24 protein-coding genes and 1 pseudogene are annotated in these 25085 nt (G+C 70.4%); 4 read left to right on the forward strand and 21 right to left on the reverse strand.

Features of this window, described 5'->3' with window-relative positions:
* Window positions 1–50 precede the first annotated feature (50 nt).
* Window positions 51–1211, forward strand: coding sequence for an NAD-dependent epimerase/dehydratase family protein (locus RF646_RS06585; RefSeq protein ID WP_368835612.1), 1161 nt, complete (start codon window positions 51–53; stop codon window positions 1209–1211).
* A gap of 85 nt (window positions 1212–1296) precedes the next feature.
* Here RF646_RS06585 and RF646_RS06590 read toward each other — a convergent pair.
* The 8 genes and pseudogenes from RF646_RS06590 to coaD form a co-directional block, all read right to left on the reverse strand.
* Window positions 1297–1392, reverse strand: a pseudogene (locus RF646_RS06590) (type II toxin-antitoxin system YoeB family toxin); the annotation flags it as partial.
* 71 nt (window positions 1393–1463) lie between these two features.
* Window positions 1464–2120 carry a cation transporter gene (locus RF646_RS06595; RefSeq protein WP_368835538.1) on the reverse strand — a complete coding sequence of 219 codons (657 nt, stop codon included), beginning with the start codon at window positions 2118–2120 and terminating at the stop codon, window positions 1464–1466.
* 130 nt (window positions 2121–2250) lie between these two features.
* Window positions 2251–3180, reverse strand: coding sequence for a bifunctional DNA-formamidopyrimidine glycosylase/DNA-(apurinic or apyrimidinic site) lyase (gene mutM, locus RF646_RS06600; RefSeq protein WP_368835539.1), 930 nt, complete (start codon window positions 3178–3180; stop codon window positions 2251–2253).
* Window positions 3181–3187: 7 nt separating this feature from the next.
* Window positions 3188–3892: a ribonuclease III gene (rnc, locus tag RF646_RS06605; RefSeq protein WP_312796701.1), complete on the reverse strand. Its 705-nt coding sequence runs from the start codon at window positions 3890–3892 to the stop codon at window positions 3188–3190.
* A gap of 1 nt (window position 3893) precedes the next feature.
* On the reverse strand, window positions 3894–4097 hold the full coding sequence (rpmF, locus tag RF646_RS06610; RefSeq protein ID WP_012398114.1) for a 50S ribosomal protein L32: 204 nt from the start codon (window positions 4095–4097) through the stop codon (window positions 3894–3896).
* 2 nt (window positions 4098–4099) lie between these two features.
* The gene (locus RF646_RS06615; RefSeq protein WP_064845669.1) at window positions 4100–4690 is read right to left on the reverse strand and encodes a DUF177 domain-containing protein; all 591 of its coding nucleotides are present in this window, start codon (window positions 4688–4690) and stop codon (window positions 4100–4102) included.
* A 60-nt stretch (window positions 4691–4750) separates the two neighbouring features.
* Window positions 4751–4954 carry a hypothetical protein gene (locus tag RF646_RS06620; RefSeq protein ID WP_368835540.1) on the reverse strand — a complete coding sequence of 68 codons (204 nt, stop codon included), beginning with the start codon at window positions 4952–4954 and terminating at the stop codon, window positions 4751–4753.
* A gap of 356 nt (window positions 4955–5310) precedes the next feature.
* Window positions 5311–5781, reverse strand: coding sequence for a pantetheine-phosphate adenylyltransferase (gene coaD / locus RF646_RS06625; RefSeq protein WP_368835541.1), 471 nt, complete (start codon window positions 5779–5781; stop codon window positions 5311–5313).
* Window positions 5782–5819: 38 nt separating this feature from the next.
* Here coaD and RF646_RS06630 point away from each other — a divergent pair, with 38 nt between their 5' ends.
* The gene (locus RF646_RS06630; protein WP_368835542.1) at window positions 5820–7088 is read left to right on the forward strand and encodes an aminotransferase class I/II-fold pyridoxal phosphate-dependent enzyme; all 1269 of its coding nucleotides are present in this window, start codon (window positions 5820–5822) and stop codon (window positions 7086–7088) included.
* Window positions 7089–7228: 140 nt separating this feature from the next.
* Here the strand turns inward: RF646_RS06630 and rsmD are convergent, their stop codons facing one another.
* The 4 genes from rsmD to thiL all read right to left on the reverse strand — a co-directional run bounded on the left by rsmD (window position 7229) and on the right by thiL (window position 12144).
* Window positions 7229–7822, reverse strand: coding sequence for a 16S rRNA (guanine(966)-N(2))-methyltransferase RsmD (gene rsmD / locus RF646_RS06635; protein WP_064845671.1), 594 nt, complete (start codon window positions 7820–7822; stop codon window positions 7229–7231).
* Window positions 7819–10026, reverse strand: a complete 2208-nt coding sequence (locus RF646_RS06640; protein WP_241180823.1) for an ATP-dependent DNA helicase RecG — start codon at window positions 10024–10026, stop codon at window positions 7819–7821. The genes rsmD and RF646_RS06640 overlap by 4 nt, the downstream gene beginning before the upstream one ends.
* A gap of 65 nt (window positions 10027–10091) precedes the next feature.
* Window positions 10092–11039 (reverse strand): DAK2 domain-containing protein, encoded by a 948-nt coding sequence (locus tag RF646_RS06645; protein WP_240505578.1) that lies wholly within the window; start codon window positions 11037–11039, stop codon window positions 10092–10094.
* Window positions 11029–12144 (reverse strand): thiamine-phosphate kinase, encoded by a 1116-nt coding sequence (gene thiL / locus RF646_RS06650; protein WP_368835543.1) that lies wholly within the window; start codon window positions 12142–12144, stop codon window positions 11029–11031. The genes RF646_RS06645 and thiL overlap by 11 nt, the downstream gene beginning before the upstream one ends.
* A gap of 74 nt (window positions 12145–12218) precedes the next feature.
* Here thiL and RF646_RS06655 point away from each other — a divergent pair, with 74 nt between their 5' ends.
* Window positions 12219–12869, forward strand: coding sequence for a DUF3515 family protein (locus tag RF646_RS06655; RefSeq protein WP_368835544.1), 651 nt, complete (start codon window positions 12219–12221; stop codon window positions 12867–12869).
* Here RF646_RS06655 and RF646_RS06660 read toward each other — a convergent pair.
* The 7 genes from RF646_RS06660 to leuC all read right to left on the reverse strand — a co-directional run bounded on the left by RF646_RS06660 (window position 12856) and on the right by leuC (window position 20524).
* A complete protein-coding gene (locus tag RF646_RS06660) occupies window positions 12856–13938 on the reverse strand; it encodes a sulfite oxidase (protein ID WP_368835545.1) in 1083 nt (360 codons plus the stop codon). The genes RF646_RS06655 and RF646_RS06660 overlap by 14 nt on opposite strands.
* Before the next feature lie 58 nt (window positions 13939–13996).
* Window positions 13997–15148: a D-alanine--D-alanine ligase family protein gene (locus RF646_RS06665; RefSeq protein WP_064845675.1), complete on the reverse strand. Its 1152-nt coding sequence runs from the start codon at window positions 15146–15148 to the stop codon at window positions 13997–13999.
* Window positions 15145–16215, reverse strand: a complete 1071-nt coding sequence (locus RF646_RS06670; RefSeq protein ID WP_144998168.1) for an NAD(P)H-dependent glycerol-3-phosphate dehydrogenase — start codon at window positions 16213–16215, stop codon at window positions 15145–15147. Before RF646_RS06670 ends, RF646_RS06665 begins: the two co-directional genes overlap by 4 nt.
* Window positions 16212–16955, reverse strand: a complete 744-nt coding sequence (locus tag RF646_RS06675; protein WP_098054707.1) for a 1-acyl-sn-glycerol-3-phosphate acyltransferase — start codon at window positions 16953–16955, stop codon at window positions 16212–16214. Before RF646_RS06675 ends, RF646_RS06670 begins: the two co-directional genes overlap by 4 nt.
* Before the next feature lie 72 nt (window positions 16956–17027).
* Window positions 17028–18347: a UDP-N-acetylglucosamine 1-carboxyvinyltransferase gene (gene murA / locus RF646_RS06680; protein ID WP_064845678.1), complete on the reverse strand. Its 1320-nt coding sequence runs from the start codon at window positions 18345–18347 to the stop codon at window positions 17028–17030.
* A 97-nt stretch (window positions 18348–18444) separates the two neighbouring features.
* Complete coding sequence (leuD, locus tag RF646_RS06685) at window positions 18445–19044, reverse strand: 3-isopropylmalate dehydratase small subunit (protein WP_035964598.1); 600 nt, start codon at window positions 19042–19044, stop codon at window positions 18445–18447.
* Between the two features lie 46 nt (window positions 19045–19090).
* Window positions 19091–20524, reverse strand: a complete 1434-nt coding sequence (leuC, locus tag RF646_RS06690) for a 3-isopropylmalate dehydratase large subunit (protein ID WP_085106308.1) — start codon at window positions 20522–20524, stop codon at window positions 19091–19093.
* Between the two features lie 238 nt (window positions 20525–20762).
* Here leuC and RF646_RS06695 point away from each other — a divergent pair, with 238 nt between their 5' ends.
* Window positions 20763–21497, forward strand: coding sequence for an IclR family transcriptional regulator (locus RF646_RS06695; protein ID WP_167319135.1), 735 nt, complete (start codon window positions 20763–20765; stop codon window positions 21495–21497).
* A gap of 63 nt (window positions 21498–21560) precedes the next feature.
* On the opposite strand, the gene RF646_RS06700 is transcribed toward RF646_RS06695, so the two are convergent.
* Together RF646_RS06700 and RF646_RS06705 are read right to left on the reverse strand one after the other, a co-directional pair.
* Entirely contained in the window at window positions 21561–23228 is a 1668-nt protein-coding gene (locus tag RF646_RS06700; protein WP_368835546.1) for a GTPase, read from the reverse strand.
* Window positions 23225–24979 carry a dynamin family protein gene (locus RF646_RS06705; protein WP_368835547.1) on the reverse strand — a complete coding sequence of 585 codons (1755 nt, stop codon included), beginning with the start codon at window positions 24977–24979 and terminating at the stop codon, window positions 23225–23227. The genes RF646_RS06700 and RF646_RS06705 overlap by 4 nt, the downstream gene beginning before the upstream one ends.
* Window positions 24980–25085 lie beyond the last annotated feature (106 nt).

Genomic DNA, 25085 nt, shown 5'->3' on the forward strand with positions numbered 1-25085 from the left:
CGCAGATCGCGGATCCCGAGCGTGGCGGCGCCACCGCGACCCAGGGTGAGCTGACCGGGGACGGCCGCACCGTGCTGGTGACCGGCGCGTCAGGGATGCTCGGTGGGGACGTCGCCCGCGTCCTGCTCTCGCGCGGCTGGCGCGTGCGCGTCTTCCAGCGGGGTCACGCATCCGTGGCCGAGCGCGAAGGCGTCGACGAGGTGCTCGGTTCGGTGACCGATCCCGACGACGTGGCGCGCGCGCTTGACGGCGTGGACGACGTCATCCACCTCGCGGCCAAGGTCTCCTTCACCGGGGACTGGGAGGACTTCGTGCGGGTCAACGTGACCGGGACGCGTGTGCTGCTGTGCCAGGCGCAGAACGCCGGGGTGCAGAACGTGGTCTTCGTGTCCTCGCCGTCCGTGGCCCACGCGGGCGTGTCGATCGAGGGCGCGGGCGCGGAACCCGCAAACCCCCAGACGGCGCGCGGGAACTACGCGCGGTCCAAGGCCGCCGCTGAACTGCTCGGCCTGAGCATGGACGGCCAGCGTGACCTCAAGGTGGCCGCGGTACGTCCGCACATCGTGTGGGGCCCCGGGGACACCCAGCTCGTGGAGCGCGTCGCGGATCGCGCGGCGGCCGGGCGGATGCCGTACCTCGACAACGGTGCGGCCATGATCGACACCACCTACATCGACAACGCGTCCGAGGGCATCGTGCGGGCGCTCGAGCGCATTGACACCGTGCGCGGACGCGCGCTGGTGATCACCAACGGTGAGCCCCGCCCCGTGGGCGAACTCATCGCGCGGATGTGCCGCGCCGCGGGCGCCCCCGCGCCCACGCGCTCGATCCCCGGTGGCGTGGCACGCGTTGCTGGCCGCGTCATCGAGAAGGTCTGGCCGTACCTGCCCGCGAAGTTCCGCGGCGGGGACGGCGAGCCGCCCATGACCGAGTTCCTGGCCGAGCAGCTGTCCACGGCCCACTGGTTTGACCAGCGCGAGACCCGCGAACTGCTGGACTGGACGCCGTCCGTGAGCCTGGACGAGGGCTTCGCGCGGCTCGCCGCGTACTACTCCGACAAGCCGCGCCCGCAGCGCAACACGGGATCGGTCGCGGTGTCACGCGTGGTGGAGGTCGCCGACGACCAGCGCATCCGCGCCGAGGACGCCTCGATCGCCCCCGAAGAAGAGAGCGGGACGAGCAACGACCTGCAGATCGTGCGCGCACAGTAGGCGCTGTCGTGCCCGCGGCGTGGAGCCGCGGGCACGATGCGTACCAGGGGGCAGTCCTCGCTACCCGGCATCCGCGTGCGGTTGCTCAGTAGTGGTAGCGCGCTTGCAGGATGACGAGATCGTCAGCCACGACCATGTAGACCAGCCGGTGTTCGGCAGTGATTCTCCTCGACCACGCGCCTCTGCCTCCGGTGCATCCTGGCGTGAGTGACCGGGTACGACGTCCGGACAGGGCCGGGACAGATGCCCGGATCAATCGATCTCTTCGCCGGCGAGGGCCTTGGCGGCCAGGCGCTCCTCCTCACTGACCTCCCACACCTCGTAGGCGGCGTGCAACGCCAGCAGGATGATCAGGCATCCGAGGACCATGTCCGGCCACCCCGAGCCCGTCCATGCGGTGACCAGGGCCATGACGATGATCGCCACGTTCACCAGCACGTCGTTGCGGGCCGAGAGGAACGCGGCGCGGCCGAGGGAGCCACCGTGGTTGCGGACGCGGGCGATGACGAGAGCACTCGTCCCGTTGATGACAATGGCGCCGAGCGAGGCGAGGACGAGGGGCAGCACGTCCGGTGCCACAGGCTCGGCGAACCGCTGAGCTGCTTCCCATGCCGCGAACGCGGCCGGAGCGAGGATCACGACGGCCATGACCTTGCCCATGACGGCGCGCTTGGCCAGGGCCCAGCCGAGCGCCACGAAGATCAACAGGTTGATCGAGGTGTCCTCGAGGAAGTCGACACTGTCGGCCAGCAGCGACACCGACCCTGAACCGAGCGCGACGAAGAACTCCACGAAGAAGTACCCGAAGTTCAGGAGGGCGACCGTGAGCACCGCTCGACGGACCCGGGGTGCATCGAAGGCGCCGGGCGCCTTCCCCGGGTTTTCGTCCGGTGCACTGGGAGCGTTCATGGGCACAATTCTCGTCATTGGCTCTCGGGGTCGCCCCGGGGCCAGCGGGTGATCCGGATGGCCTGGGCTGCGTGGGGACATCGATGTCGGTCTCGACCCCCGACGGGCGAGCCGCCTTCGGGGTCTCTCGTCAGGGCCGGAAACGTCTCGGCCGCCGCTGGCACCGCGAGCAGCGATACGAGGAACGGTTGGCGAAGCGCTCACGCACGATGACGCCGTCGTCCCCGCCGGCCTCGCAGCGAGGGCACGGCTGGCCCGCACGGCCGTAGGCGTTCAGTGACCGGGAGAAGTACCCGGACTCGCCGTTGACGTTGACGTACAGCGAGTCGAAGCTCGTGCCGCCCGCGTCCAGCGCGCGACGCATGACCTCCTGACACGCCGCCACGAGTGTGTATGTGCGCGGCGCGGTCATGGTCTCGGTGGGCGCGGCCCAGTGCAGGCGCGCCGCCCACAGCGCTTCGTCCGCGTAGATGTTGCCTATCCCGGAAATCAGCCCCTGGTCCAGCAGCGCGCGCTTGAGCCCGGTCCGACGACGCCGCAGCGCCGCGTGGAAGGCCGCGACGTCGAAGAGCGGGTCCAGCGGATCGCGCGCAATGTGCACGGCGTGTTCCGGGACCGTGCCGTGGCCGTCCGACGCGGGCACCAGACGATCCAGCAGCATCCCGCCGAAGATCCGCTGGTCCACGAACCGCAGTTGCTCTGGCAACGGCTGCCCGGACTCGTCGAGCGCCGGGGACAGCTCCAGCCGGATGCGCTCGTGGCGCGGCCTGGGGTGTTCCGGGGAGGCCACGAGCAGTTGCCCGCTCATCCCCAGGTGCACGAGCAGTGCGCGAGAAGGTTCTGACCCATCCGCAGCGCGCACGGGCAACCACAGGAACTTGCCGCGCCGGCACGCGTTGACAACTGTCAGCCCGGTCAGTTCGCGGCGGAAATCCTCCGGGCCGTCGGTGTGACGCCGCAGGGACCGGGGGTCCACGACCTCCACGCTCTCCACGGTGCGCCCCACGACCCAGCGTGCGACGCCGCGGCGCACCACTTCCACTTCGGGCAACTCAGGCACGGCGCGCTCAGTTCTCGGTGGCGAAACGTTCGACGATTGCCTCGCACGCGACCGCGGCGGCCGCGCGTTCGGCGGCCTTCTTGGACGTCCCCTCGCCGTGTCCCAGGACATCACCGTGTACGACGACGTCCGCGGCGAAGCGGCGCGCGTGGTCCGGGCCGGTGCCCTCGACCTCGTAGCGCACGGTCCCCAGCTCGTACTGGGAGGCGAGTTCCACCACGCGGGTCTTCCAGTCGCGGCCCTCGTGCAGCACGCGGGTGTCCTCGAGCAGTGGGACGATCAGTCGCAGTACGAGATCGCGCGCGGGCAACGGCCCACACGCCTCGTAGACGGCGCCGATCAGGGCCTCGGTGGTATCCGCGAGGATGGAGGCCTTCTCGGCCCCGTGCGTGCGGATCTCGCCCTTGCCCAGGCGGATGTGGGGGCCGAGGCCGAGAGTCTTGGCGACCGCGGCGAGCGCGCGGGCGGAGACCACGGATGCCCGCAGTTTCGCGAGGCTCCCCTCGTCCCACTCGGGGTAGCGGTGGAAGATTTCGTCCGTGACCGCGAGCTGCAGGACCGCGTCCCCCAGGAACTCGAGGCGTTCGTTGTGGACTTCCCCGGGATGCTCGTACGCGTACGAACGATGTGTGAGCGCAATGCGAAGCGTCTCGGTGTCGAGGTCGACACCGAGACGCTCAAGCAGTTCGCCGGGATCCGGCAAAATGGTCACCTTACGCGTCAGCGACCTTGCGACCCTTGTACTCGTAGAACAAGGGGGTGCCGGCGGAATCGGAGACCAGCTTGGCCTGGTGCGGCAGGCTGTAGCTGACCTTGCCGTTCTCCACGGTCTTCACCAGTTTGGGGGCTTGCGCCTTCCACTGGGAGCGGCGCATCCGGGTATTCGCGCGGGACATTTTCCGCTTGGGAACAGCCACGGCTATCTCTCTTCTCTCGTGTCGGTTGTCGGCTCCGACGCCTGCGGATCCCCCGATTCGGTCATCAGCCCCTGCAGGGCGGACCAGCGGGGATCCAGGACGTCGTGGTGGTGGTCCGGGTCGTTCTCGAGCCGTGCGCCGCACTGGGCGCACAGGCCCGGGCAGTCAGCCCGGCACACCGGTTGGAACGGCAGTTGTGTGATCACTGCGTCCCGAAGCATCGGTTCGAGGTCGATCTCCTCGTCCCGCACTTCATACACTTGCTCGTCCTCGACGTTCTCGTCACCCTGGGGGGACGGATCGAAGACGAAAAGTTCTTGCACGTCGACCGGTAGTTCGTAGTCGATGGGGTCGAGGCATCTACTGCATTCCCCGTGAACGCTCACGATCACGGTTCCGGACACCAGAATACCGTCGTGGACGGATTCCAGGCGCAGCTGCAGATCCATGGGCGCGCCCTCCGGCGAGCCGATGAGCGCCGTACCGAAGTCCTTCGGTGCGGGTGCCTCGACATCCAGGGTTTCCATGGTCCCCGGTCGGTGTTCGAGATCCCTGACGTTGAACGTGAGGGCTGAACTGTTGCGGTGATTCACGAAACTCCTGGCTAACGACACTGGCCGACAGACCACCTTAGCATGCCGACCCTCGTCGGTTCATCCCACGGGCCCCGTCCGGATGTCCTCCGGACGCACGTCCGTGGCACCCGCGGGCTCTCGCCGGGCGACGGCCCGCCCGATCAGCGGCGCGGTGAGACCATGCAGCATCACGGAGCAGAACACGACCATGACCACACTCTCCAGGATGATCCCGATCTGCGTATCGATCCCGGCCTGCAGGGCAAGGAGCGCCAGCACCACGGAGGCGATCCCGCGCGGATCCAGCCACGCGATCGTGGCGCGTTCGGGCCAGGTCGCTCGGGACCAGGATGCAGGCCAGCACGAGGCACAGGGACAACCGGACGTCCGGCAGCAGGTACATGGCGGCGAAGAACACCGCGATGAGACTGAGGGGCAGGGCCAGGAACAGCACGCGCAGCACCGGGGTGCGGCTGCGACGCGGGGCGTCGCGGATGTCCAAAGCGTCCATGAACAGCAACACGGACAGGATCACTTCCACGGTGCGTTCCACCGAGGTGCTGGTCAGGGACTCGATCAACGGGGTCGAGCTCTACCACCCCGCGGCCATGCCCAACCTGGCAATTCCGCCGGGCCCCTCAGCGCCGTTCGATGGCCCGCAGGACGGGGTCGGGAACGAACGACGCGACGTCGCCCCCGAGTGCCGCGACCTCCATCACGAGGGACGAGGACACGTGCAACAGGGACGGCTCCCCCGGCAGGAACACCGTCTCCACGCCCGTGAGGGAACGGTTCATGGTGGCCATGGGCAGTTCGTAGTCGTAGTCCGCGCTGTTGCGTAGCCCCTTGATCAGCGCCACCGCCTCCCGGCGCTCCGCGTAGTCCGCGATCAGCCCCGATGCGAGCGGTTCCACGACCACGGCCGGTTCGTGCGCGAACACCTCGCGCACCAGTTTGATCCGGGTGTCCTCGCTGAAGCGGTGGGTCTTGTTGGGGTTCGTGGACACGGCCACGATCACCTCGTCGAACAGGCGGGCAGCGCGGTGGATCACCGCGCAGTGTCCCAGGTGCAGCGGGTCGAAGGACCCCGGGCAGATGGCGCGTCGCATGGCACCACCCTAGCGGCAGGGGTTCCTAGACTGGGCCCATGATCGCAGACGCTCACGACCACTCGCCCGCGGCCGCACCCCGCGCCGATCCCGCCCGGGAGCTGTCCCGCGCCCAGCCGTGGCAGCGCATGGCCGCAGGCGGCGGGCTGCTGGATCCCTCCGGGGCCCTCCGTTCCACGGTCTTCGAAGAGATGACGGCGCTCGCCACGCGCACCGGCTCGGTGAACCTCGGTCAGGGGTTCCCGGATTTCGCGCCGCCGCAGCCCATGGTCGACGCCGCGGTGGCCGCCCTGCACACCGGGCACCACCAGTACGCGCCCATCATCGGCGTCCCCGCACTGCGCCAGGCGGTGGCTAAGCACCAGCGCGACCACTACGGTCTGCACCTCGACCCCGATTCGCAGATCGCCGCGAGCGCGGGCGCGACCGAGGGCATGACCGCGGCGCTGTTGTCCGTGCTGCAACCCGGGGACGAAGTGGTCATGTTCGAGCCGCGCTATGACCTCTACGGCGCGGCCGTGGAATTCACCGGCGCCACGCCCGTTCCCGTCCCCCTGCTCCCCCCGACCTTCACGCCGGACCCGGACGACGTGCGCGCCGCGTTCTCCCCCCGCACCCGCGCCGTGATACTCAACGACCCGCACAACCCCACGGGCACGGTGGCGTCCCGCGAGTTCAAGGAACTGCTCGTGGAGCTCGCCACGGAGTTCGACGCCGTGATCGTGACCGACGAGGTGTACGAGCACCTCCGGTTCGCCGGGCCCCATGAGCCCATCGCCTCCCTGCCCGGGGCTGCGGAGCGCACCCTGAGCGTGTCCTCCGCGGGGAAGACGTTCTCCGCCACGGGCTGGCGCGTGGGCTGGGTGAGCGGCCCGCCCGAGCTGATGCGCGGGGTCATCGCCGTGAAGAGCTATCTTTCGCACAGCGCGGCCGCCCCGCTGCAGCACGCCGTGGCCCATGCACTGAGTTTCCCGCCCGCGTTCTACGATGCGCTGCTCGAGGACTACCGCGAACGCCGAGACGTGCTCGTGGCCGGGCTGCGGGAGGCCGGGCTGACCCCGCCGGTTCCCGAGGGCACGTTCTTCGCGGTCGCGGACGTGAGCGATCACTACGCGCTCGCCGGGGTGGACAACGCCACGGACCTCGGCCGGCACTGGGCCGAGAACGCGGGTCTGGTGGGCATCCCGGTCTCGGCGTTCGCGGGTCCCGCGAACCGGGGGCTGTACGCGGACTGGCTGCGGTTGGCGTTCTGCAAGCGCACGGACGTGCTGCGCGGGGCCATGGCGGGACTCGCCGCCGCGGTCTGACAGGCCGTTACCGGGCGCCGACGGCGGCGCGCTCGGCCTCGCGCAGCTCCGGCTCGCGAGGTGCCTGAGCCGGTGCAGCTGACCAGGTCGACCGCGCAGGGGCCCGGGTCGACGACGCCCGGACCGGGGTGCCGCCGAGGTCAGTCCGCGTCCGAGGCACCGGGCGCGTCGTCGTCCGCTTCGAGGAACCACAAGCGGGTCTCGCCATGCTCGCCGTCCTCGAAACGGCGCAGGCCGCGGGGCCACGCGGGCTCCTCGGTGCGTGTGGAACGCTCGACCGCGATCACCCCGCCCGGCCCCAGCCGACCCGCGAGCCGCGAGAGCGTCCGGGCGAGCTCATCGTTGTCCAGAGGGTAGGGCGGGTCGGCGAGCACGAGGTCCCAGCGGTGGTGCGCGGCGCGGCCCAGGTACCCGGCCACGGCGGACTGCACGGTGGTGATCTTGGTGTCCGGGCACGACGCCGCTACGAGCGTCGCGTTCTCCCGGCACACCGCCGCCGCCACGGCCGCTCGTTCCACGAGCGTGACGGTCGCGGCTCCGCGGCTCGCCGCCTCGAGGCCCAGGGCGCCCGAGCCCGCGAAGAGGTCGAGGACGCGTGCGCCCTCACACATGCCCCAGGCGTCGAGCCGGGCGAACAGTGATTCCTTGACCCGGTCGGTCGTGGGTCGTGTGGCCGAGCCGGGCACCGACTTCAGGCGTTGGCCGCCGGCTCGTCCGGCTATGATCCGTGTCATCCTCGCTCCAGGAATGCTTGTCGGTCCTCGTCCAGGACCCGTGTGATCGCCGCACGCAGGGCGGGGTGTTCGGTGAGCTGCGGGTCGTCGTGGACCACGATCTCCGCGGCGGCCCTGGCCCGTGCGACGAGGGCCTCGTCCCGCAGTGCACTGATCCACCGTAGGCCGGAGCGGCCCCCGGACTGGGACGCGCCCAGGATGTCCCCCTCCTTGCGCAGGCTCAGATCGACTTCCGCGAGATCGAAGCCGTCCGTGGTCGCGGCCACGGCGTCGAGACGCGCGCGCCCGGGATGATCGGGGGGCGTGCGGGTCACGAGCAAGCACGTGCCCGGGTGCTCACCGCGCCCGATCCGCCCGCGCAGCTGGTGTAGTTGGGAAATCCCGAACCGTTCCGGGTCCGCGATGATCATGAGCGTGGCGTTGGGGACGTCCACCCCGACCTCGATCACCGTGGTGGAAACCAGTACGTCGGTGTTCCCCGCCGCGAAGTCCGCCATGGTGCGAGCCTTGAGTGGCGTGTCCTGGCGACCGTGCAGCACGGCCACGCGGGCGCCCCGAAGTTCGGGCTGTGCGGCCACGAGCTCGGTGAGCCACGTGACGGTCGCGGGCTCGAGATCTTCCTCTTGCGTCTCGATGGAATCGCGCAGGCTCTCGAAGGGGGGCACCGCGGCGTCATCGCCGATCTTGGGCGCGACGACGTAGACCTGTCGACCGCGCGCGACGTGCTCCGCGGCGAGCGCCCACACGCGGCGTTCCCAGGCCGGGCCGTGCTCGGCGAGGCCCACGACGAACGTGCCGATGGGTTGGCGCCCGCCCGGCAACTCCCGCAGTGTGCTCACGTCCAGGTCGCCGAAGACCGTCATGGCCACGGTGCGCGGGATGGGCGTGGCCGTCATCACGAGGGTGTGCGGGGCCTGGCCGGCCTTGTCCCGGAGGGCGTCGCGTTGTTCCACGCCGAAGCGGTGCTGCTCGTCCACGACGGCCAAGCCGAGGTCCGCGAACTGCACCGCGTCCTGGATCAGGGCATGGGTGCCCACCACGATGCCCGCGGCGCCGCTGGCGATGTCCAGGAGGGCCTTGCGGCGGGCGGGTGCGGACATGCTGCCGGTGAGCAGGGTGACCCGTGTGGCCTCCGGGTCCCCACCCAGCTGCCCGGCCATGGCGAGGGGGCCCAGCGCGGCCGTGATCTTCTCGTGGTGCTGCGCGGCGAGCACCTCGGTGGGGGCGAGCATGGCCGCCTGACCGCCGTGGTCCACGACCTGGAGCATGGCCCGCAGCGCGACCACGGTCTTACCGGAGCCCACATCGCCCTGCAGCAACCGGTTCATGGGTGCGGTGCCCGCGATCTCCCGGGAGATCTCCTCCCCGACCGCCCGCTGGCCAGGGGTCAGGGCGAAGGGCAGGGAGGCGTCGAAGCGGGCCAACAGGCCGTCCTCCCGCGGGGGTCGTGGGGCCACGGGATGCGCGGCGTGCTCCGCGCGACGGCGCACGAGCTCGGCCTGCAGGACAAACGCTTCCTGGAACCGGAACCGATTGCGCGCCCGTTCGTAGGCCGCCACGGTCTCGGGAACGTGCAGATCCCGGTAGGCCTGTCCCGGTTCCGGCAGTCCCTGCGCGGCGACGACGTCGGGCGGCAGCGGGTCCTGGATCGCGTCCAGGTCCGCGGTGAGCAGTACTTGCTGGACCACCTTTCCGATCCGCGGCGTGGTGAGCTTGCCGGACTCCGGGTACACGGGGATGGGCATGAGCTCACCGGAGTCCGAGGTGGCACGGGACACCGATTCGGGGGTGTCCACGAGGGCGTAGTCCGCGCCCGCCATCGACAGGTTCCCCCGGTAGAACTCCGGTTTCCCCGTGAACAGGGCGAGCGCCCCCACGGGGAGGTCCTTCTGGGCGGAGTACGCGTTGAAGAACGTGATCTTCAGGTAGGCACCGGAGTCGTCCGAGACCGTGACGTCCGTGAGACTGCGCCGGGGATCACTGCGCATGCGCCGGGTGCTTGTGCTCTCGACGCGTGCGACGAACGAGGTCCGCTCCCCCGCCACCAGGTCCGTGAGCGCCTGGATCTTCCCCCGGCGGATGTAACGCCGGGGCGCGTGGTCCAGCAGTTGGCCCACCGTGGTGATCCCCAGGTCCTGGGCCAGCAGGGACACCGTGGAGCGCGGGGACTTCCCGGGGACGTAACGGGTCAGGGGCTGGTCCAGCAGGTCCGCGAAGGCGGGCAACCCCTGCGGCGCGGCAGGCGCATCCCCGTCCGGCTGGTGGCTGGTCACCGTGGCTCCGCCGCGAGGGACGTCACTGTCACATTGCGCGCGGTGCCGCGCCGGCGCATGAGGTCCAGCGCGGTGTCCGGGTCCGCGACGTGCACGTGGACGCGCCACGTGTACCCGTTCTCGTTCTCACTGACCGCGCTGACGATCACACTGTCCCCGGCGTCGTCGAGCTCGTGGCGCAGTTCGGCGGCGTCCAGGGCGGAGAGGTCCATGGTGCCCATGACCTCGTACCCCTCCGAGGGCTCCTGCTCGTCACTCGTGAGCGGCAGCGCGTGGTCCCGGACGATGTCCTGCACGGGGTCCGCGGCCGAGTCCTCCCCGCTGAGTTCGGTGCGCAGCGCCGCGAGGATGACGAGCATGCCGAGCGCGCCGGAATCCACCGTGCCGCGTTCACTGAGCACCGGAATCTGGTCCACGGTGTCGATCACGGCCTGCGTGGCGGCCTGCACCATGAGGTCCAGCCACTCGACGAGCTGCTGATTGGACCCTTCCGCGGCGGTGTCCGGGACGGGTACCTCCCCGGCGGCCTGCAGGACGGAGATCATGGTCCCCGGAACGGGCTCGGTGAGTGCGGACCAGCACCGGACCTGGGCTGCCATGAGCGCCGCCTTGAGCTGCGCGGCGGTCAGCCGCACGCAACCCTCCACCGCCTGGCCCATGGCGGTCAACGCCACCGCGGCCAGTACGCCGGAGTTCCCGCGGGCCTGCTCGAGGGCGGCCTGGCCCGCGTAGACGAGCAGTTCGCCCACGTCCCTGCCCTCGATCAGGTGCGCGGCCTCCGCCGCGAATCCCACCGTGGCGCTGAGGTTCGCCCCGGTGTCCGCGTCCGCGACGGGGAAGACGTTGAGATCGTCTAGGACGTCCGCGTGCTCGCGCAGCCGACGGTGCGCGGCGTCGAGCCAGTTGCGTATCTCGGTGGTGGACGAGCCGGCTCTATGGCTCAAAGTGATCCCATCCTTCGACGACGTCGCGACCGAACCACTGCCGTGGGCTCCGGCCCGCAATGGTCACGGTGCCGCGCTCGTGGCGCCGCTGCCGTGCTCCGTTCCCTGCTGACGAGCCACCGCCCCGGGGGCCGTCCCCGCGGGGCAAGGGCGCACACGAGCCTATCGCACGGACCCCGGACGGCAGCGGGGAATCCACAGGGAGCACGGCGAGCAGACCGTGGTCCTCACCCCCCGTGAGCACCCACTGCCACGGGTCCACCCCAACGGCTTCCCCCGCGTGGGCGAGCGTGTGCACCGCGGGTTCCAGGGCCTGCGGGTCCAGGTCGATGCTCACGCCGCTCGCTCGTGCGATCCGGCGGACATCGCGCAACAGACCGTCCGAGATGTCGAGCATGGCGATCGCCCCCGCCCGAGCGAGTTCCGCCCCCACGGAAACGGGCGGGGCAGGTCGCAGTTGGGCGCGGTGCAGCGCGCTCCGTTCGGGCTCGGGGACGCCATCCCAGCGCCCCGGCACGGGGCTCTGCAGGGCGTCCAGTCCGGCCGCCGCGCGGCCGAGCACGCCCACGTGCACGAGGGTCCCGCCCCATCCGGCCCCACTGCGCAGCACGGGCTCACCCTCGAGCCTGCCCAGGACCGTGGCCGTGACGGACAGTTCCCGCCCCCACCCGAGGTCCCCGCCCACGAGCGCGCACTCCGCCGCGCCCAGTTCACCGAAGGCCCGCGAGAGTCCCGCCGCGAACTCGGAAACCCATGCGACCTGGGTCTCCCCCGGCATGGTGAGGGACACGACCATGGCCGTGGGCACGGCCCCCATGGCGGCGATATCCGCGAGGTTCTGCGCGGCGCACTTGTGCCCCACGTCCGCGCCGGTGGTGCGGTAACCGCACGGCCACACGATCGCGAAGTCCTGGTCCACGGTCAGCGTGTCCGTGGTGATCACGACCCGCTCGCCGGGGGCCGCGATCACGGCGCAGTCGTCCCCGGGTCCCACCAGGACGTGCGGTCCGTCCGTGGTGGCGCCCGGGAGGAACGCGTCCAGCAGCTCGGTCTCGCTCAGCTGGGACACGGTGGTCCCGGGCGGGGCGGCGGGCTCGTGCGTCATGTCCCTTACACTAGCGAGCCACTCCGACGGGCACAGTCACCGAACTCCCGGGTGCAGCACCTATCCTGGGTGCCATGATTCCCCCGGCCTCGCAGCACCCGTCCACGCCCACATCCGCCGCGCAGGCCCCCGGGACTCGGCCGCGGCTGCGCGGCGTCGTACGGGGCGCAGGGCACGCCGCCGCCGCGGGGCGCGGAAGGGCGCGAGCGACGTCGTCGTCCCGCCGCCGCGTGGCCGGCGCGGCTGTGGTGGGTGCGCTCGTGCTCACCGGGTGCGGTTCGACCGTGACCGTGGACGGCGCCCCGGACAACGCCAACCCCGACTGCGCGTCCGTGATGCTCGCGATGCCCGAGTCGGTGAGCGGGCTGGATCAGCGGGAGACCTCGAGCCAGGGCACCACGGCCTACGGGGACCCGTCGGCCATGATCGTGCGCTGCGGCGCGGAGGAACCGGGACCCACCACGGACCCGTGCACGAACGTCAACGGCGTGGACTGGCTGATCTCCGAGGTGCCGGATCAGAAGGACCAGTGGCGCGCGGTGACCTACGGCCGCTCCCCCGCGGTGGAGGTGCTCTTCGACAGCAGCCGCGTGCCGTCCTCGACCGCGCTCGTGGACACGGGACCCGCCATGCAGAACATCGAGCAGACCCGGCAGTGCCTGTCCGTCAAGGACACCCTGGAGCAGCAGGGCCGCCCCCTAGAAGGCGGCCTCACTCGACCGTGACCTCCACCCGGGCCCACGAGTTGTTCACGTAACCCTTGGGGTTCCACAGCGCTCGCGGTGACTCCGGCTGGCACGCGCCGGTGCTGTCCCACGCGCGGGCCATCAGGACGTGGGACCCGGCCCCGGTCACCGGGACGAGTGCCTCCCAGTGCTGCCACGCCCACGGGGAGGCCACCGCATCCAGCTCGGCCTGGTGCCACGTGCGCCCGTCGTCCCCGGAGACGTCCACGCGCGCCACCGTGCGATCGTCCCCCGCGTACGCGTACCCGGTGACGCGCACCGGACCGCCCGGAACGTGCTCGTGCTCCTCCGGGCTCAGGATGTCGCAGTTCAACGCGACGGATCCCAGACTGATGCCGTCCCCCGGCCCGGCGTGATCCGGGTCCGCCTCGGGCGGCAGGACGCGATAGGCCGTGGCCTGGAAGTAGTTCTCGGACGGGTCCGCGCGCACCGTGATCCCGCGCAACCACTTGACGCTACGCGCCCCCACATACCCGGGGACGACAACGCGCACGGGCGCCCCGTGCACCACGGGCAGGGGTTCGCCGTTCATCGCCCACGCGAGCAGCACCTCGGACGACAACGCCTTGGCGAGCGGGATCGACCCGCCGTAGGCCTGCGGGGGATCCGCGAGGTCGGAGACGTCCGAGGCCGTGAACTCCACGTGCCGGGCGCCGTCCGCGATACCGACCGACCGCAGGACGTCGCACAATCGAGCCCCGGTCCACGGCGCGGTGGAGGTGGCCCCGGGTCCCCACGGGTCCTCCCCCGGGATGTCACGCACGGGCAGGAAACCGGCACGGCGATTGCCCGCGCACTGCATCGTGGCCGTGAGCGTGTGGTGCGTGAACTCCTCCCGCAACCGTTCCGGCGTGAAGCTCGCGGACTCGTCGACGAGCCCGTCGACCGTGACCGCCCAGTCCCCGGGGTCGTTCTCGGGCACCGGGCCGTGATTGCGCACGTAGAAGGAATCGGGGGTCGTGATCGGATCGTGGAGTCCCGCCCGGGGTGGTTCCGCGTTGTACGGGTCGGTCTCGTGGACGATCATGTCATCGCGTTTGCGCCACACGGGTGCCCCTTCCGACCCCGGCGTTCACGCGACCCTCACGCGGCGTGCGTGGGCGGGTTCAGCGCAGCCCCACGGGCCGTTCGAGCGCCAGGGTGATCAACTCGTCGATCAGTGCACTGTACTGCAGCCCGCTCGCGTCCCACATGCGCGGATACATGGAGATGGGGGTGAACCCGGGCATGGTGTTGATCTCGTTGATGATCACGCGGTGATCGGGCGTCACGAAGAAGTCGCAGCGTGCGAGCCCCTCACCGTCCACGGCGTGAAACGCGCGCACCGCCTCGCGGCGCAGCGTGTCGATCACGTCCTCCGGGAGCTTCGCGGGGCACGAGAGTGCAGCGCCGTCGTCTTCAAGGTACTTGGCCTCGAAGTCGTAGAACGCGTGACCCTGCACCTCGATCTCCCCGGGCAGGGACGCGCGGGCCTCGTCGGTGCCGTGGCCACCCAGGACGGCGCACTCGATCTCACGGCCGTCGATGCCCGCCTCGATCACGAGCTTGCGGTCGTGTTCGCGCGCGGTCTCGATGGCCGCGTCCAGTCCGGAGGGGTCGTCCACCCGGGTGATCCCGAAGGACGACCCGGCGCGCGCGGGCTTGACGAAGACCGGGAAGCCCAGCTCGGCGACGGCGCGGTGCACGCCCTGCGGGTCGGTGCGCCACGTGCGGTCGTGGACCACGGTGTACGGACCCACCTCGAGTCCGGCGGCCTGGAACGCGAGCTTCATGAAGTGCTTGTCCATCCCGATCGCCGAGGCCGCCACGCCGCACCCCACGTACGGCAGGTCCGCGAGCTCGAGCAGCCCCTGCAGGGTCCCGTCCTCACCGAACGGACCGTGCAGCAACGGGAAGACGATGTCCACGTGGCGGCCGCGGGTCAGGGCGGCACCGTGCTCGTCCGAATCATGGATCAGCAGCCGGCTGTCCCCCGTCTGCAGGGGCAGGCTCACTCGTCGCCGCCCCACGGGCAGCTGCGCCATGGGCTGCTCGTCCAGCAGCGCCTCGAGTTCCTCCTGGGAGTACAGGAACCATGCGCCGTCCGTGGAGATCCCCACACTCACCACGTCCCACGTGTCACGGTCGATGGCCCGCAGTACCGAGCGCGCCGTGATGAGGGAGACGGAATGTTCCGACGAGCGCCCGCCGAACACGACCGCGACACACGGCTTACTGCCCGCGGCGGTGGACTCGGGGTTCTCGTGGGTGGTGCTCATGCGCTGTTCCCTTCGGATTTCAGATCGCGGCCCAACAGCCTGGGCGCCAGTTCGTGGACCGGAACGTCGTTGCGCAGCACGCTCACCACGGCCTCCGTGATGGGCATGTCCACGCCGTGGTGGCGCGCGAGGGCGAGGACCGCGGGGGCGGACTTGATCCCCTCCGCGGTCTGGGTCATGGCGTCCTGCACCTGCTCGAGGCTCAGTCCGGCCCCCAGGAGCCTACCGGCCGTGTGGTTGCGGGACAGGGAGGACGAGCACGTGGCCACGAGGTCGCCCATCCCGGACAACCCCGACAAGGTGGTCAGGTCGCCGCCCAGCGCCAGGGCCAGCCGTGTGGTCTCGGCCAGGCCGCGCGTCATGACCGAAGCTTTGGAGTTGTCCCCGTAGCCGCGGCCGTCGCAGATCCCCACGCACAGGGCGATCACGTTCTTCACGAGACCGCCGATCTCGGTGCCGATCACGTCCGTGTTCGTGTAGGGCCGGAAATAGGGTGCGGCACAGCAGCGCGCAACCCACGCGGCGGTGTCGTGATCGGTGGCCGCGACCACGGACGCCGTGGGTTCCTCCCGCGCGATCTCCATGGCCAGGTTGGGCCCCGAGAGCACGCACGTACGCCGGGCCCACTCCTCCGCGGTGCGCTGCGTGTGTTCGGCGAGCACCTGAGCGATCACCTGGGTCATCCGCAGCCCGGTCCCGGATTCGAGTCCCTTGGCCAGGGACAGGATCACGGCCTCCGGTTCCACGTACGACGCCGCCGCGCCCAGTTGCGCGCGCAGCGATTGGGCGGGGATCGCGGCGACCACGAGGTCCGCTCCCGCGAGCGCCGAGCGCAGGTCGCTCGAATACTCGAGGGTTTCCGGTAGCTCGATCTCCGGGACGTAGCGGTCGTTGCGGTGCTCGCGGGCGATCCGCTGCATCGACTCGGGATCGCGGCCCCACAGACACACGGTGCGCTGGGCGCCGGCATCCGCGGCGGCGTCCGCGAGGACCTTGGCGAACGTGGTGCCCCACGAACCCGCTCCCAGCACGGTGACCTTGCGGGGACCGTTCGGATCCGGCGTCACGGAGCCACCTTCCCGGCCCGCGGGTCGAAGAGCTCGCGCGGTGCTTCTTCTTGCCGCAACTCACCCAGCAGATCGGTGATCGCACCCATGATGGATTCGGTGGCCTTCGTGAGCTCGTCGGAGGACGGATGACCAGGGCGCTGGAGACCGCCGGGGACGAGGTCCTCCGGGTGCATCGGCTCTCCCACGAGCACGTCCACGCGCTTACGGGGCCACAGGCTCACCGTGCGGTGACCGCTGGGGTCCCGGTACAGGATCTCCTGGTCCCCCCAGTGCGCCATGGGCACCACCGGGACGCCGGCCTTGAGCGCGAGACGAGCGGCTCCCGTGCGCCCGCGCATGGGCCACATCTCGGTGTCCAGCGTGATGGTGCCCTCCGGATACACGATTACGGCGCCGCCGCTGTCGAGTTCGGCCAGGGCGGCCACCAGGGAGTCCTTGGCGCGCGAGGTTCCGCGGTACACGGGGACCTGCCCGATCTTCGCGATGATGGTGCCCACCACCGGGACCCGGAACAACGACTCCTTAGCCAGGAACCGCGGCATGATCCCGGACGCGTACACCGGGTAGGCCACGGTGATCGGATCGAGCTCCGTGAGGTGGTTGGCCACCACCACGAAACCGCCGGAGTCCGGGAAGTTCTCCCGGCCACGCCAGTGGGATCTGGCGAACAGTCGGTAGACGGGGATCACCATCCCCGCGAGGACGCGGAACGTGGAACGCTGCGAGGTCCTACTCATCCGGGCTGTCACTCCTTGCTGGACGGATTGCAGTTCCCTCGATCGGGTGAGCCGTGCGGTGCGGGCGGGGGCTCACCGCTCGTCGACGGTGAAGTTCGCGCCCAGCCCACCCAGTTTGTCGGTGAAGTGCTCGTAGCCGCGCTTGATCAGTTCCACACCGGTCACGTGCGAGACGCCCTCCGCGGACAGCGCCGCGATCAGGTGGGAGAACCCGCCGCGCAGGTCCGGGATGTGGATGTCGGTGGCATGCAACGGCGTGGGGCCGGAGATCACGGCGGAGTGCAGGAAGTTACGCTGTCCGAAGCGGCACGGCACCGAGCCCAGGCACTCGCGGTGCAACTGGATCACGGCGCCCATGCGGTTGAGCGCGCGCGTGAAGCCGAAACGGTTCTCGTACACGGTCTCGTGCACGATCGACACGCCCTTGGCCTGGGTCAACACGACCACGAGCGGTTGCTGCCAGTCGGTCATGAATCCGGGGTGCACGTCCGTCTCCACGATCAGAGGGTTGAGGTCCCCGCCCGGGTGGTAGAAGCGGATGCCGTCCTCGCGGATGTCCAGCCCACCGCCCACCTTGCGGAAGGTGTTGAGGAAGGTCATCATGTCCGCCTGCTTGGCGCCGGCCACGAAGATGTCACCACCGGTGGCCAGTGCCGCGGAACCCCACGACGCCGCCTCCATGCGGTCGGGCAGCGCGCTGTGCACGTACCCCGTGAGTTCAGGAACGCCCTCGATGCGGATCACACGGTCCGTCTGCACGGTGATGAGCGCGCCCATCTTCTGCAGGATCGCGATCAGATCCATGATCTCGGGCTCGGTCGCGGCACCGCGCAGCTCGGTATGGCCCTCGGCACGCGTGGCGGAGAGCAGCACCTGTTCCGTGGCCCCCACGGACGGGTACGGCAAGTCGATCTTGGCGCCCTGCAACCCGTGCGGTGCACTCATCCGGATCCCCGAATCGAGCTTCTCCACCTTGGCGCCGAAATTGCGCAGCACCTCGAGGTGGTAGTTGATGGGTCGGTCACCGATCCGGCACCCGCCCAGGTCCGGGATGAACGCCTCTCCCAGGGCGTGCAACAGCGGGCCGCACAGCAGAATCGGGATCCGCGAGTCGCCGGCGTGGGCGTCGATGTCCGCATGGCGGGCACGAGTCACGTTGGTGGGGTCGAGCGTCAACTCACCCCGGGCGTCGTCGCGCGTGACTTCCACACCGTGCAGGCTCAGCAGGTCCGTGACGACCTTGACGTCCTTGATCTCCGGCACGTTGCCCAGCGTGGAAGGAGTGGAGCCGAGCAGCGCGGCCACCATGGCCTTGGGAACCAGGTTCTTGGCGCCGCGTACCGTCACCTGACCCGACAGCGGAACGCCGCCGGTGATGCGCAAAGAAGTCATGACCTACCGATCTGCGGGAAGGGATCTCCCGGGCGCGGAACACGCACGGGACCTCGACATTCTACCGGCTCGAACCGCTGATCGGTCCAGCCGCCACTCAGGTTCGGGCGGGCAGCGTGGTGGGCTTGAACGCGGGGCGGGTGCGCTCGTACGCATCGATGTCCGCCTCATGCTGCAGGGTCAACCCGATGTCATCGAGACCCTCCATGAGCCGCCAGCGGGTGTAGTCGTCGATCTGGAAGGGCACCGTCACGGGCCCGCACGTGACGGTGCGCGACTCCAGGTCCACCTGGATCTCCACGCCGGGCTGCTCCTCCATGAGCTTCCACAGCAACTCCACGTCCGACTGGTCCACCTGCGCTGCAAGCAATCCCTGCTTGCCCGAGTTGCCGCGGAAGATGTCCGCGAAACGGGAGGAGATCACGGCCTTGAACCCGTAGTCGCGTAGCGCCCACACGGCGTGCTCGCGCGACGACCCCGTACCGAAGTCCGCGCCGGCCACGAGCACGGAAGCGTTGCGGTACTCGGGCTGGTTGAGCACGAACTCGGGGTTCTTGCGCCACCCGGCGAACAGGGCGTCGTCGAAACCGGTCTTGGTGATGCGCTTGAGGTAGACGGCGGGGATGATCTGGTCGGTATCCACGTTCGACTGCTTGAGCGGGGCACCCACGCCCCGGTGGGTGGTGAACTTCTCCATGGCTGTGTCCTTTTCTGGTGGTGTACGTCGCGGCGGGTTGCGGGGCTCAGGCCACCGGCTCGAGGTCCGACGGCGCGCTGAGGGTCCCCCGCACGGCCGTGGCCGCCGCGACCACCGGCGACACCAGGTGGGTGCGCCCGCCCTTGCCCTGGCGCCCCTCGAAGTTGCGGTTGGACGTGGAGGCGCAGCGCTCCCCCGGCGCCAACTGGTCCGGATTCATCCCGAGGCACATGGAGCATCCCGCGAAGCGCCAGTCCGCGCCGAAGTCCGTGAACACCTTGTCCAGCCCCTCGGCCTCGGCCTGCAAGCGCACCTTGGCGGAACCGGGGACAACCATGACCCGCACGTTTTCGGCCTTGCTGCGGCCCTTGACGATCGCCGCGGCGGCCCGCAGGTCCTCGATGCGGGAGTTGGTGCACGAGCCCAGGAACACGGTGTCCACGGGGATCTGCTTCATGGGTGTTCCGGCTTCCAGGCCCATGTACTCGAGGGCGCGCCGCGCGGCGTCCTTGGCGTTGTCGTCCCCGGCGTCCTCCGGATCCGGGACCGCCTGGGACAGCGGCACGCCCTGACCCGGGTTGGTGCCCCACGTGACGAACGGCTCCAGTTCATCCGCGTTGATGAACACTTCGCGGTCGAACGTGGCGCCCTCGTCCGTGTGCAGGGTCTTCCAGTACTCCACGGCGGCGTCCCAGTCCTCACCCTGCGGCGCGTGCGGGCGGCCCTCGACGTAGTCGAACGTGGTTCGGTCCGGCGCGATCATCCCCGCCCGCGCACCCGCCTCGATCGACATGTTGCAGATCGTCATGCGCGCTTCCATGGACAGGGAGCGGATCGCGGACCCGCGGTACTCGAGCACGTGACCCTGCCCGCCGCCCGTGCCGATCTTGGCGATCACGGCCAGGATGATGTCCTTGGAACTGACCCCCGGCTTGAGCGTGCCCTCCACATTGATGGCCATGGTCTTGAACGGTGCGAGCGAGAGGGTCTGGGTGGCCATGACGTGCTCCACCTCGGACGTGCCGATCCCGAACGCGAGCGCCCCGAAGGCTCCGTGCGTGGATGTGTGGGAGTCACCGCACACCACGGTCATCCCCGGCTGGGTCAGCCCCAGCTGCGGACCCACCACGTGCACGATCCCCTGTTCGGCGTCCCCCAGGGAGTGCAGCCGCACACCGAATTCCTCGCAGTTGCGGCGCAGCGTCTCGATCTGCTTGCGGGAGGTCTCGTCCGCGATGGTCGAGAAGATGTTTTCGGTGGGCGTGTTGTGATCCTCGGTCGCGATCGTCAGATCGGTGCGCCGCAGTCCGCGTCCGGCCAGCCGCAGGCCTTCGAAGGCCTGGGGGCTCGTGACCTCGTGGAGCAGGTGGAGGTCGATGTAGATCAGGTCGGGGCGTCCGGCCTCGCCCTGGCGCACCAAGTGGTCGTTCCACACCTTCTCCGCCAGCGTCCGCGGCGCGGTGGTCTGTGTGCTCGTCATCTCGTCACTCCTGCTCGTGTCCTGGCGTGCGGTGGACGACGCCGCGTGGGCGGCGTTCGCGCGTCCCGCACGTGACCGTTGCCATCATGGTCATCGCTCGCGGCGAGCAGTTCCACTCCTCGGACTTGCTTCTCGCATTGTGAGACGGCAATATCAAGGCATGGACACGACGCACGCGATGGATCCTTCCGGAGCCCCCCTGGGCTCTCCCCTGGGCGGCCGAGGGACGGGCTCGGGCATGCCCGAGGAGTCCTCGTTCTCCCCCTCCGGCGTGGGGGTCATCGACAAGGCCTCCCTCATCCTGGACGCCCTCGAGGCCGGTGCGGCCTCCCTCGCGGATCTCGTGGAGACCACGGGGCTCGCGCGACCCACCGCCCACCGGCTCGCGGTGGCGCTCGCCCATCACCGGTTCGTGGGCCGGGACGTGCACGGGCGCTTCGTCCTCGGGTCCCGCCTCGTGGAGCTCGCCTCGGCCGCTGGTGAGGACCGACTGATCTCTGCCGCGGCCCCCGTGCTCCTGCAGTTGCGGGACAGTACCGGTGAGTCCTCCCAGGTGTTCCGCCGCCAGGGCGAGTGGCGCGTGTGCGTGGCCTCGGCCGAACGGCCCATCGGCTTGCGCGACACGATCCCCGTGGGCACCCAGTTGTCCATGAAGGCGGGCTCCGCCGCGCAGGTGCTCGTGGCGTGGGAGGACCACGCGCGCCTGATCGAGGGGCTGCATCACGCGCGGTTCTCCGCCACGACCCTCGCCGGGGTACGACGCCGCGGCTGGGCCCAGTCGATCGGCGAACGCGAACCGGGGATCGCCTCGGTCTCCGCGCCCGTGCGTGGACCCTCGGGCAGGGTGATCGCCGCGGTGTCCATCTCGGGACCCATCGAACGCCTGTCCAAGCAGCCCGGTCGGAAGCACGCGGACATCGTGGTCCAGGCGGCCCGGCACCTCACGGAGGCCGTGCGCGTCAGCGCCGCGTGAGCCCGTGGGCGCAACCCGGGCCGGGCGCATCGGCAAGGGTGAGCCCCGAGCACGCCGTGCAGGTCAGCGCCGCGTGAGCGCCGCCCGTGCCACGGCCCCGGTGAACTCGCGGTGCGCCTCGAGTTCGTGTTCCACCGGGGCCTGGACCGTCTCCTCGGCGGTCGTGCGGACGGAACGCTGCAAGCGACGTCGTACCCGCGAGGCCCGGACACGGGACGCGAGCGACGCGATCACCGCGCCCGTGAGCGCGAGGAAGAGCGCGAGCACGACCCCCGCGAGCACCATGAGCGTGGGCATGGGTAGTGGGAAGCCCTCGACCGTGGGTGGCGGGGGCAGGGGGATCTGGAAGTACTCGGCCAGGAACAGACCCAGCAACCACAACAGACCGAGCACCGTGACGAGCATGGCGAGCCACTGCAGGACGTCGAAGACGATCCACCACCAGGACGCCCCGCGCGCGGAGAACTTGGTGCGTGCGACGGCTTGGTCCAGCGCGTCCGGCAACCGCTGTTCGTTGCTGCGGGCGGCGCCACGGATGCTGCGCCGCCACGGCTCCCCGGCGCCCTGGGAGACATCGTCCGCGAAACCGCGCACGGCGGAGTCCGCGGCGGCCTTCTGGGACGCGTTCATGGGCGGCAGGGACGTGCGGTGTACCCCGGGGTCCGAGTGCTTGTCATGGCTCTCGATGTGCAGGCGCTTGAGCGGGTCCTTGCGCAGGCGGGTGAGCCAGCGCGTGGCGATCCACCCGGTGTGCCGCCCCGCGCGCAACCGGTACGAACGGGCCGCGGCGTCCGCGACCAGGTCGATGCCGGCGGCACGCGCGAGCCCGGCGGTGAGCCGCTCACTCGCGTCCTTGGTGATCCCGCGCGGATCGCCCTCCCCCGCGGCGCGCGCGAGTTCCCCGGCGCTGTGGATGACGTCCGCCTCGAGTCGCTGCCCGGCGGCGGCGCGTTGGGCGGCCACGGCGTGGATCCGGTCCCGCAGTTGCGGGACACCCTGACCCGTGAGAGCGGAGACGGCCACGGGCGCGCTCGGCCCGGTCGCGGGGAGGCCGTCCTGCGCCACGAGTTCCGTGAGCGATGCGAGCACCGAGGGGACGTCCCGCTCATCGAGCCGGTCCGCCTGGTTGAGCACGACCATGGTCACGGCGCCGTGGCGGGCGAGCGGCTGCACGAAGTCCTGGTGCAACACCGCGTCCGCGTACTTCTGGGGGTCCACGACCCACACGACCACGTCCACGAGACCGACCATGCGCTGGACGATCTGCCGGTGTTCCCGCGTCACGGAGTCGAAGTCCGGCAGGTCCAGCAGCACGAGCCCACCGCTCGTGGTGCTCGCCTTGCGCCCGCGCCCGGTGGACGTGCTCAGCGCGGGACCCACGACCCTGCGGTCAGCGACGTCGAGCCAGTCGAGCAGCGGCTGGCTGCCCTCATCCCCCCAGATCGCGGCGAGCGGTGCGGAGGTCGTGGGTCGGCGCGCCGCACTACGGGCGAGGTCCTGACCGACCACGGCGTTGAACAGGGAGGACTTGCCGGAGCCCGTGGCGCCGAAGAAGCCCACCACGGTGTGGTCCGCGGACAGCGCCCGGCGCTGCGCGGCGCGCTCGAGGGTTTCCCGCGCACCCCGGATCACCTCGGCGTCCAGGCGACCCTCCGCGATGTCCACGGCCTGCGCGAGTCCGGAGATCCGATCGGACAGGGACACGTCCTGGTCCCGGGAACGCGGGTTCACAGGGCCTCACTCTCTGCGCGCACGCGGGCGGCCGCTGCGTGCAGTTGCTCGGCCGAGGGGTGCTCCCCGAGTTCGTCGATCGTGTCCAGGAACTGCTTGGCCCGACCGGCCAGCATCGTCCGGATCCGGGTCTCCAGGTTCTTGCGCGCCTGGTCGCTCATCCGGCGCACGGCGTCCTCACCGAAGACCGCCTCGAGCAGTTTGGTCCCCACGACACCCGAACCACCCGCGATCCCGACCTCCAGGCCGGTCAGCCCGCCCGTGGTCGAGAACACGGCGATCATGAGGATCACGGCGAGCGCGTTCACGCCCAGCGACATTGCGCGGGCCCGCGTGCGCTTGCCCGCGCCTTCCTGCTGGATCATGAGCATGACGTCCGACTGCCACGACCGGATGCTCTCCGCGACCTGGTCGGGGAAGTCCGGCGGCAGGGCGGCCGCATCCCGGCCCGCGAGCAACACCTGTCCGGCGGGCTCGTCACGCCAGCGCCGCTCGGCGGATTCCGCGGCACGGGCCGTGTTCTCCACGATCACGGCCTGCAGACCCGATTCGATGGCTTCCTCCACGCGCACCTCGGGTGCGGGTTGGCCCTTGAAGAACGCGGTCACCCGGTCCCGGACCCGCCCGATTCCCGCCTCGAGGCTGCGGAAGAACTCGCCGGTTCCCACGAAGTCCTGCCAGCGCGCGAGCACCTCACCGCGCAACAGGGTCCCGTCCCGAGTGGAGTCGATGATCGCGCGCAGCGCCTCGTCGAAGGACGTGGTCACCTCGCGGCGCAGGTGCTCCTCCGTGTGCTGCTGGCCCGCCACGGCCTCCGCGGTGCGGTCGGTCGTGTCCGCGAGTTCCCGCACCGCTCCCCCGAGGGTGCGCGCGGCGATCTCCGAGCGGGCCTGCGCGTCCGCGCCGAGCGTCTCGAGCCACTCACGCAGCGGTTCCACGGCGGCCGGGGGCAGCATGCGCAGCTCGTTGAGCGGGGACTCCTCGACCACGAAGATTGGGGCGCCACCCAGTCCCTCCTCATTGAGCATCCGCCGCAGGTCCTCCTCGATCTCCGCGGCCGACGACGCCTGCACCCGGTCCAGCACCACGGCCACCGTGATGTCGCGCCCCGCAGCGTTGCGCAGCAGCTGCCACGGCACGGCGTCCGCGTAGCGATTGGCGGTCGTGACAAACAGCCACAGGTCCGCGGCGGAGAGCAACTGGGCGGCCAGGGCCCGGTTATTGTCCGAGACGGAATCTACGTCCGGGGCGTCCAGGATCGCGAGGCCCTTGGGGATGTTCTGGTCCGCGAGCAACACGAGGGACCCAATGTCCTCCACGGCCGTCCCACCGTCGTCGGGCGCCGGCGCGGGGCGAGAGGGATCCACGAGGGTCCCCTGGACCCGGGCCAGGTGCGGCAGCACACGCTGAGTGGTGAACGCCCCCGCGTCGCTCGGGTGATGGATCAGCAGGGGTCTGCGCGTGGTGGGGCGAATGGCCCCGGAGCGTGTGACCGGGTGGCCCACGAGGGCGTTGACCAGGGTCGATTTCCCCGCGCCCGTGGAACCGCCCACCACGGCCAGCAGCGGGGCGTCCAACGAACGGACACGCGGCAGGACGTAGTCGTCCAACTGGGCCACGGCACGCGCCGCGTTCTCGCGCTGTTGCGCCGCGCTCGCCGTGGCGAGCGGCAGGGTCGTGGAGCGCAAGAGCTCACGCGTGGTCTCGAGGGACTCGATGAGCGGCACGGCCGGTGCGTTCTCGGTGTTCACACGATCATTGTGCCAGCCGTCACGCGGGCGTCGCGGCAGCGCGCCGGGAACGGACGGGAGCAGTGGGTGGCAGACATGCGAAGAGCCCCGGTTTCCGAGGAAACCG

Origin of the sequence: Kocuria sp. CPCC 205261 (assembly GCF_040981025.1) — a bacterium.
GTDB classification, from domain to species: domain Bacteria; phylum Actinomycetota; class Actinomycetes; order Actinomycetales; family Micrococcaceae; genus Kocuria; species Kocuria marina.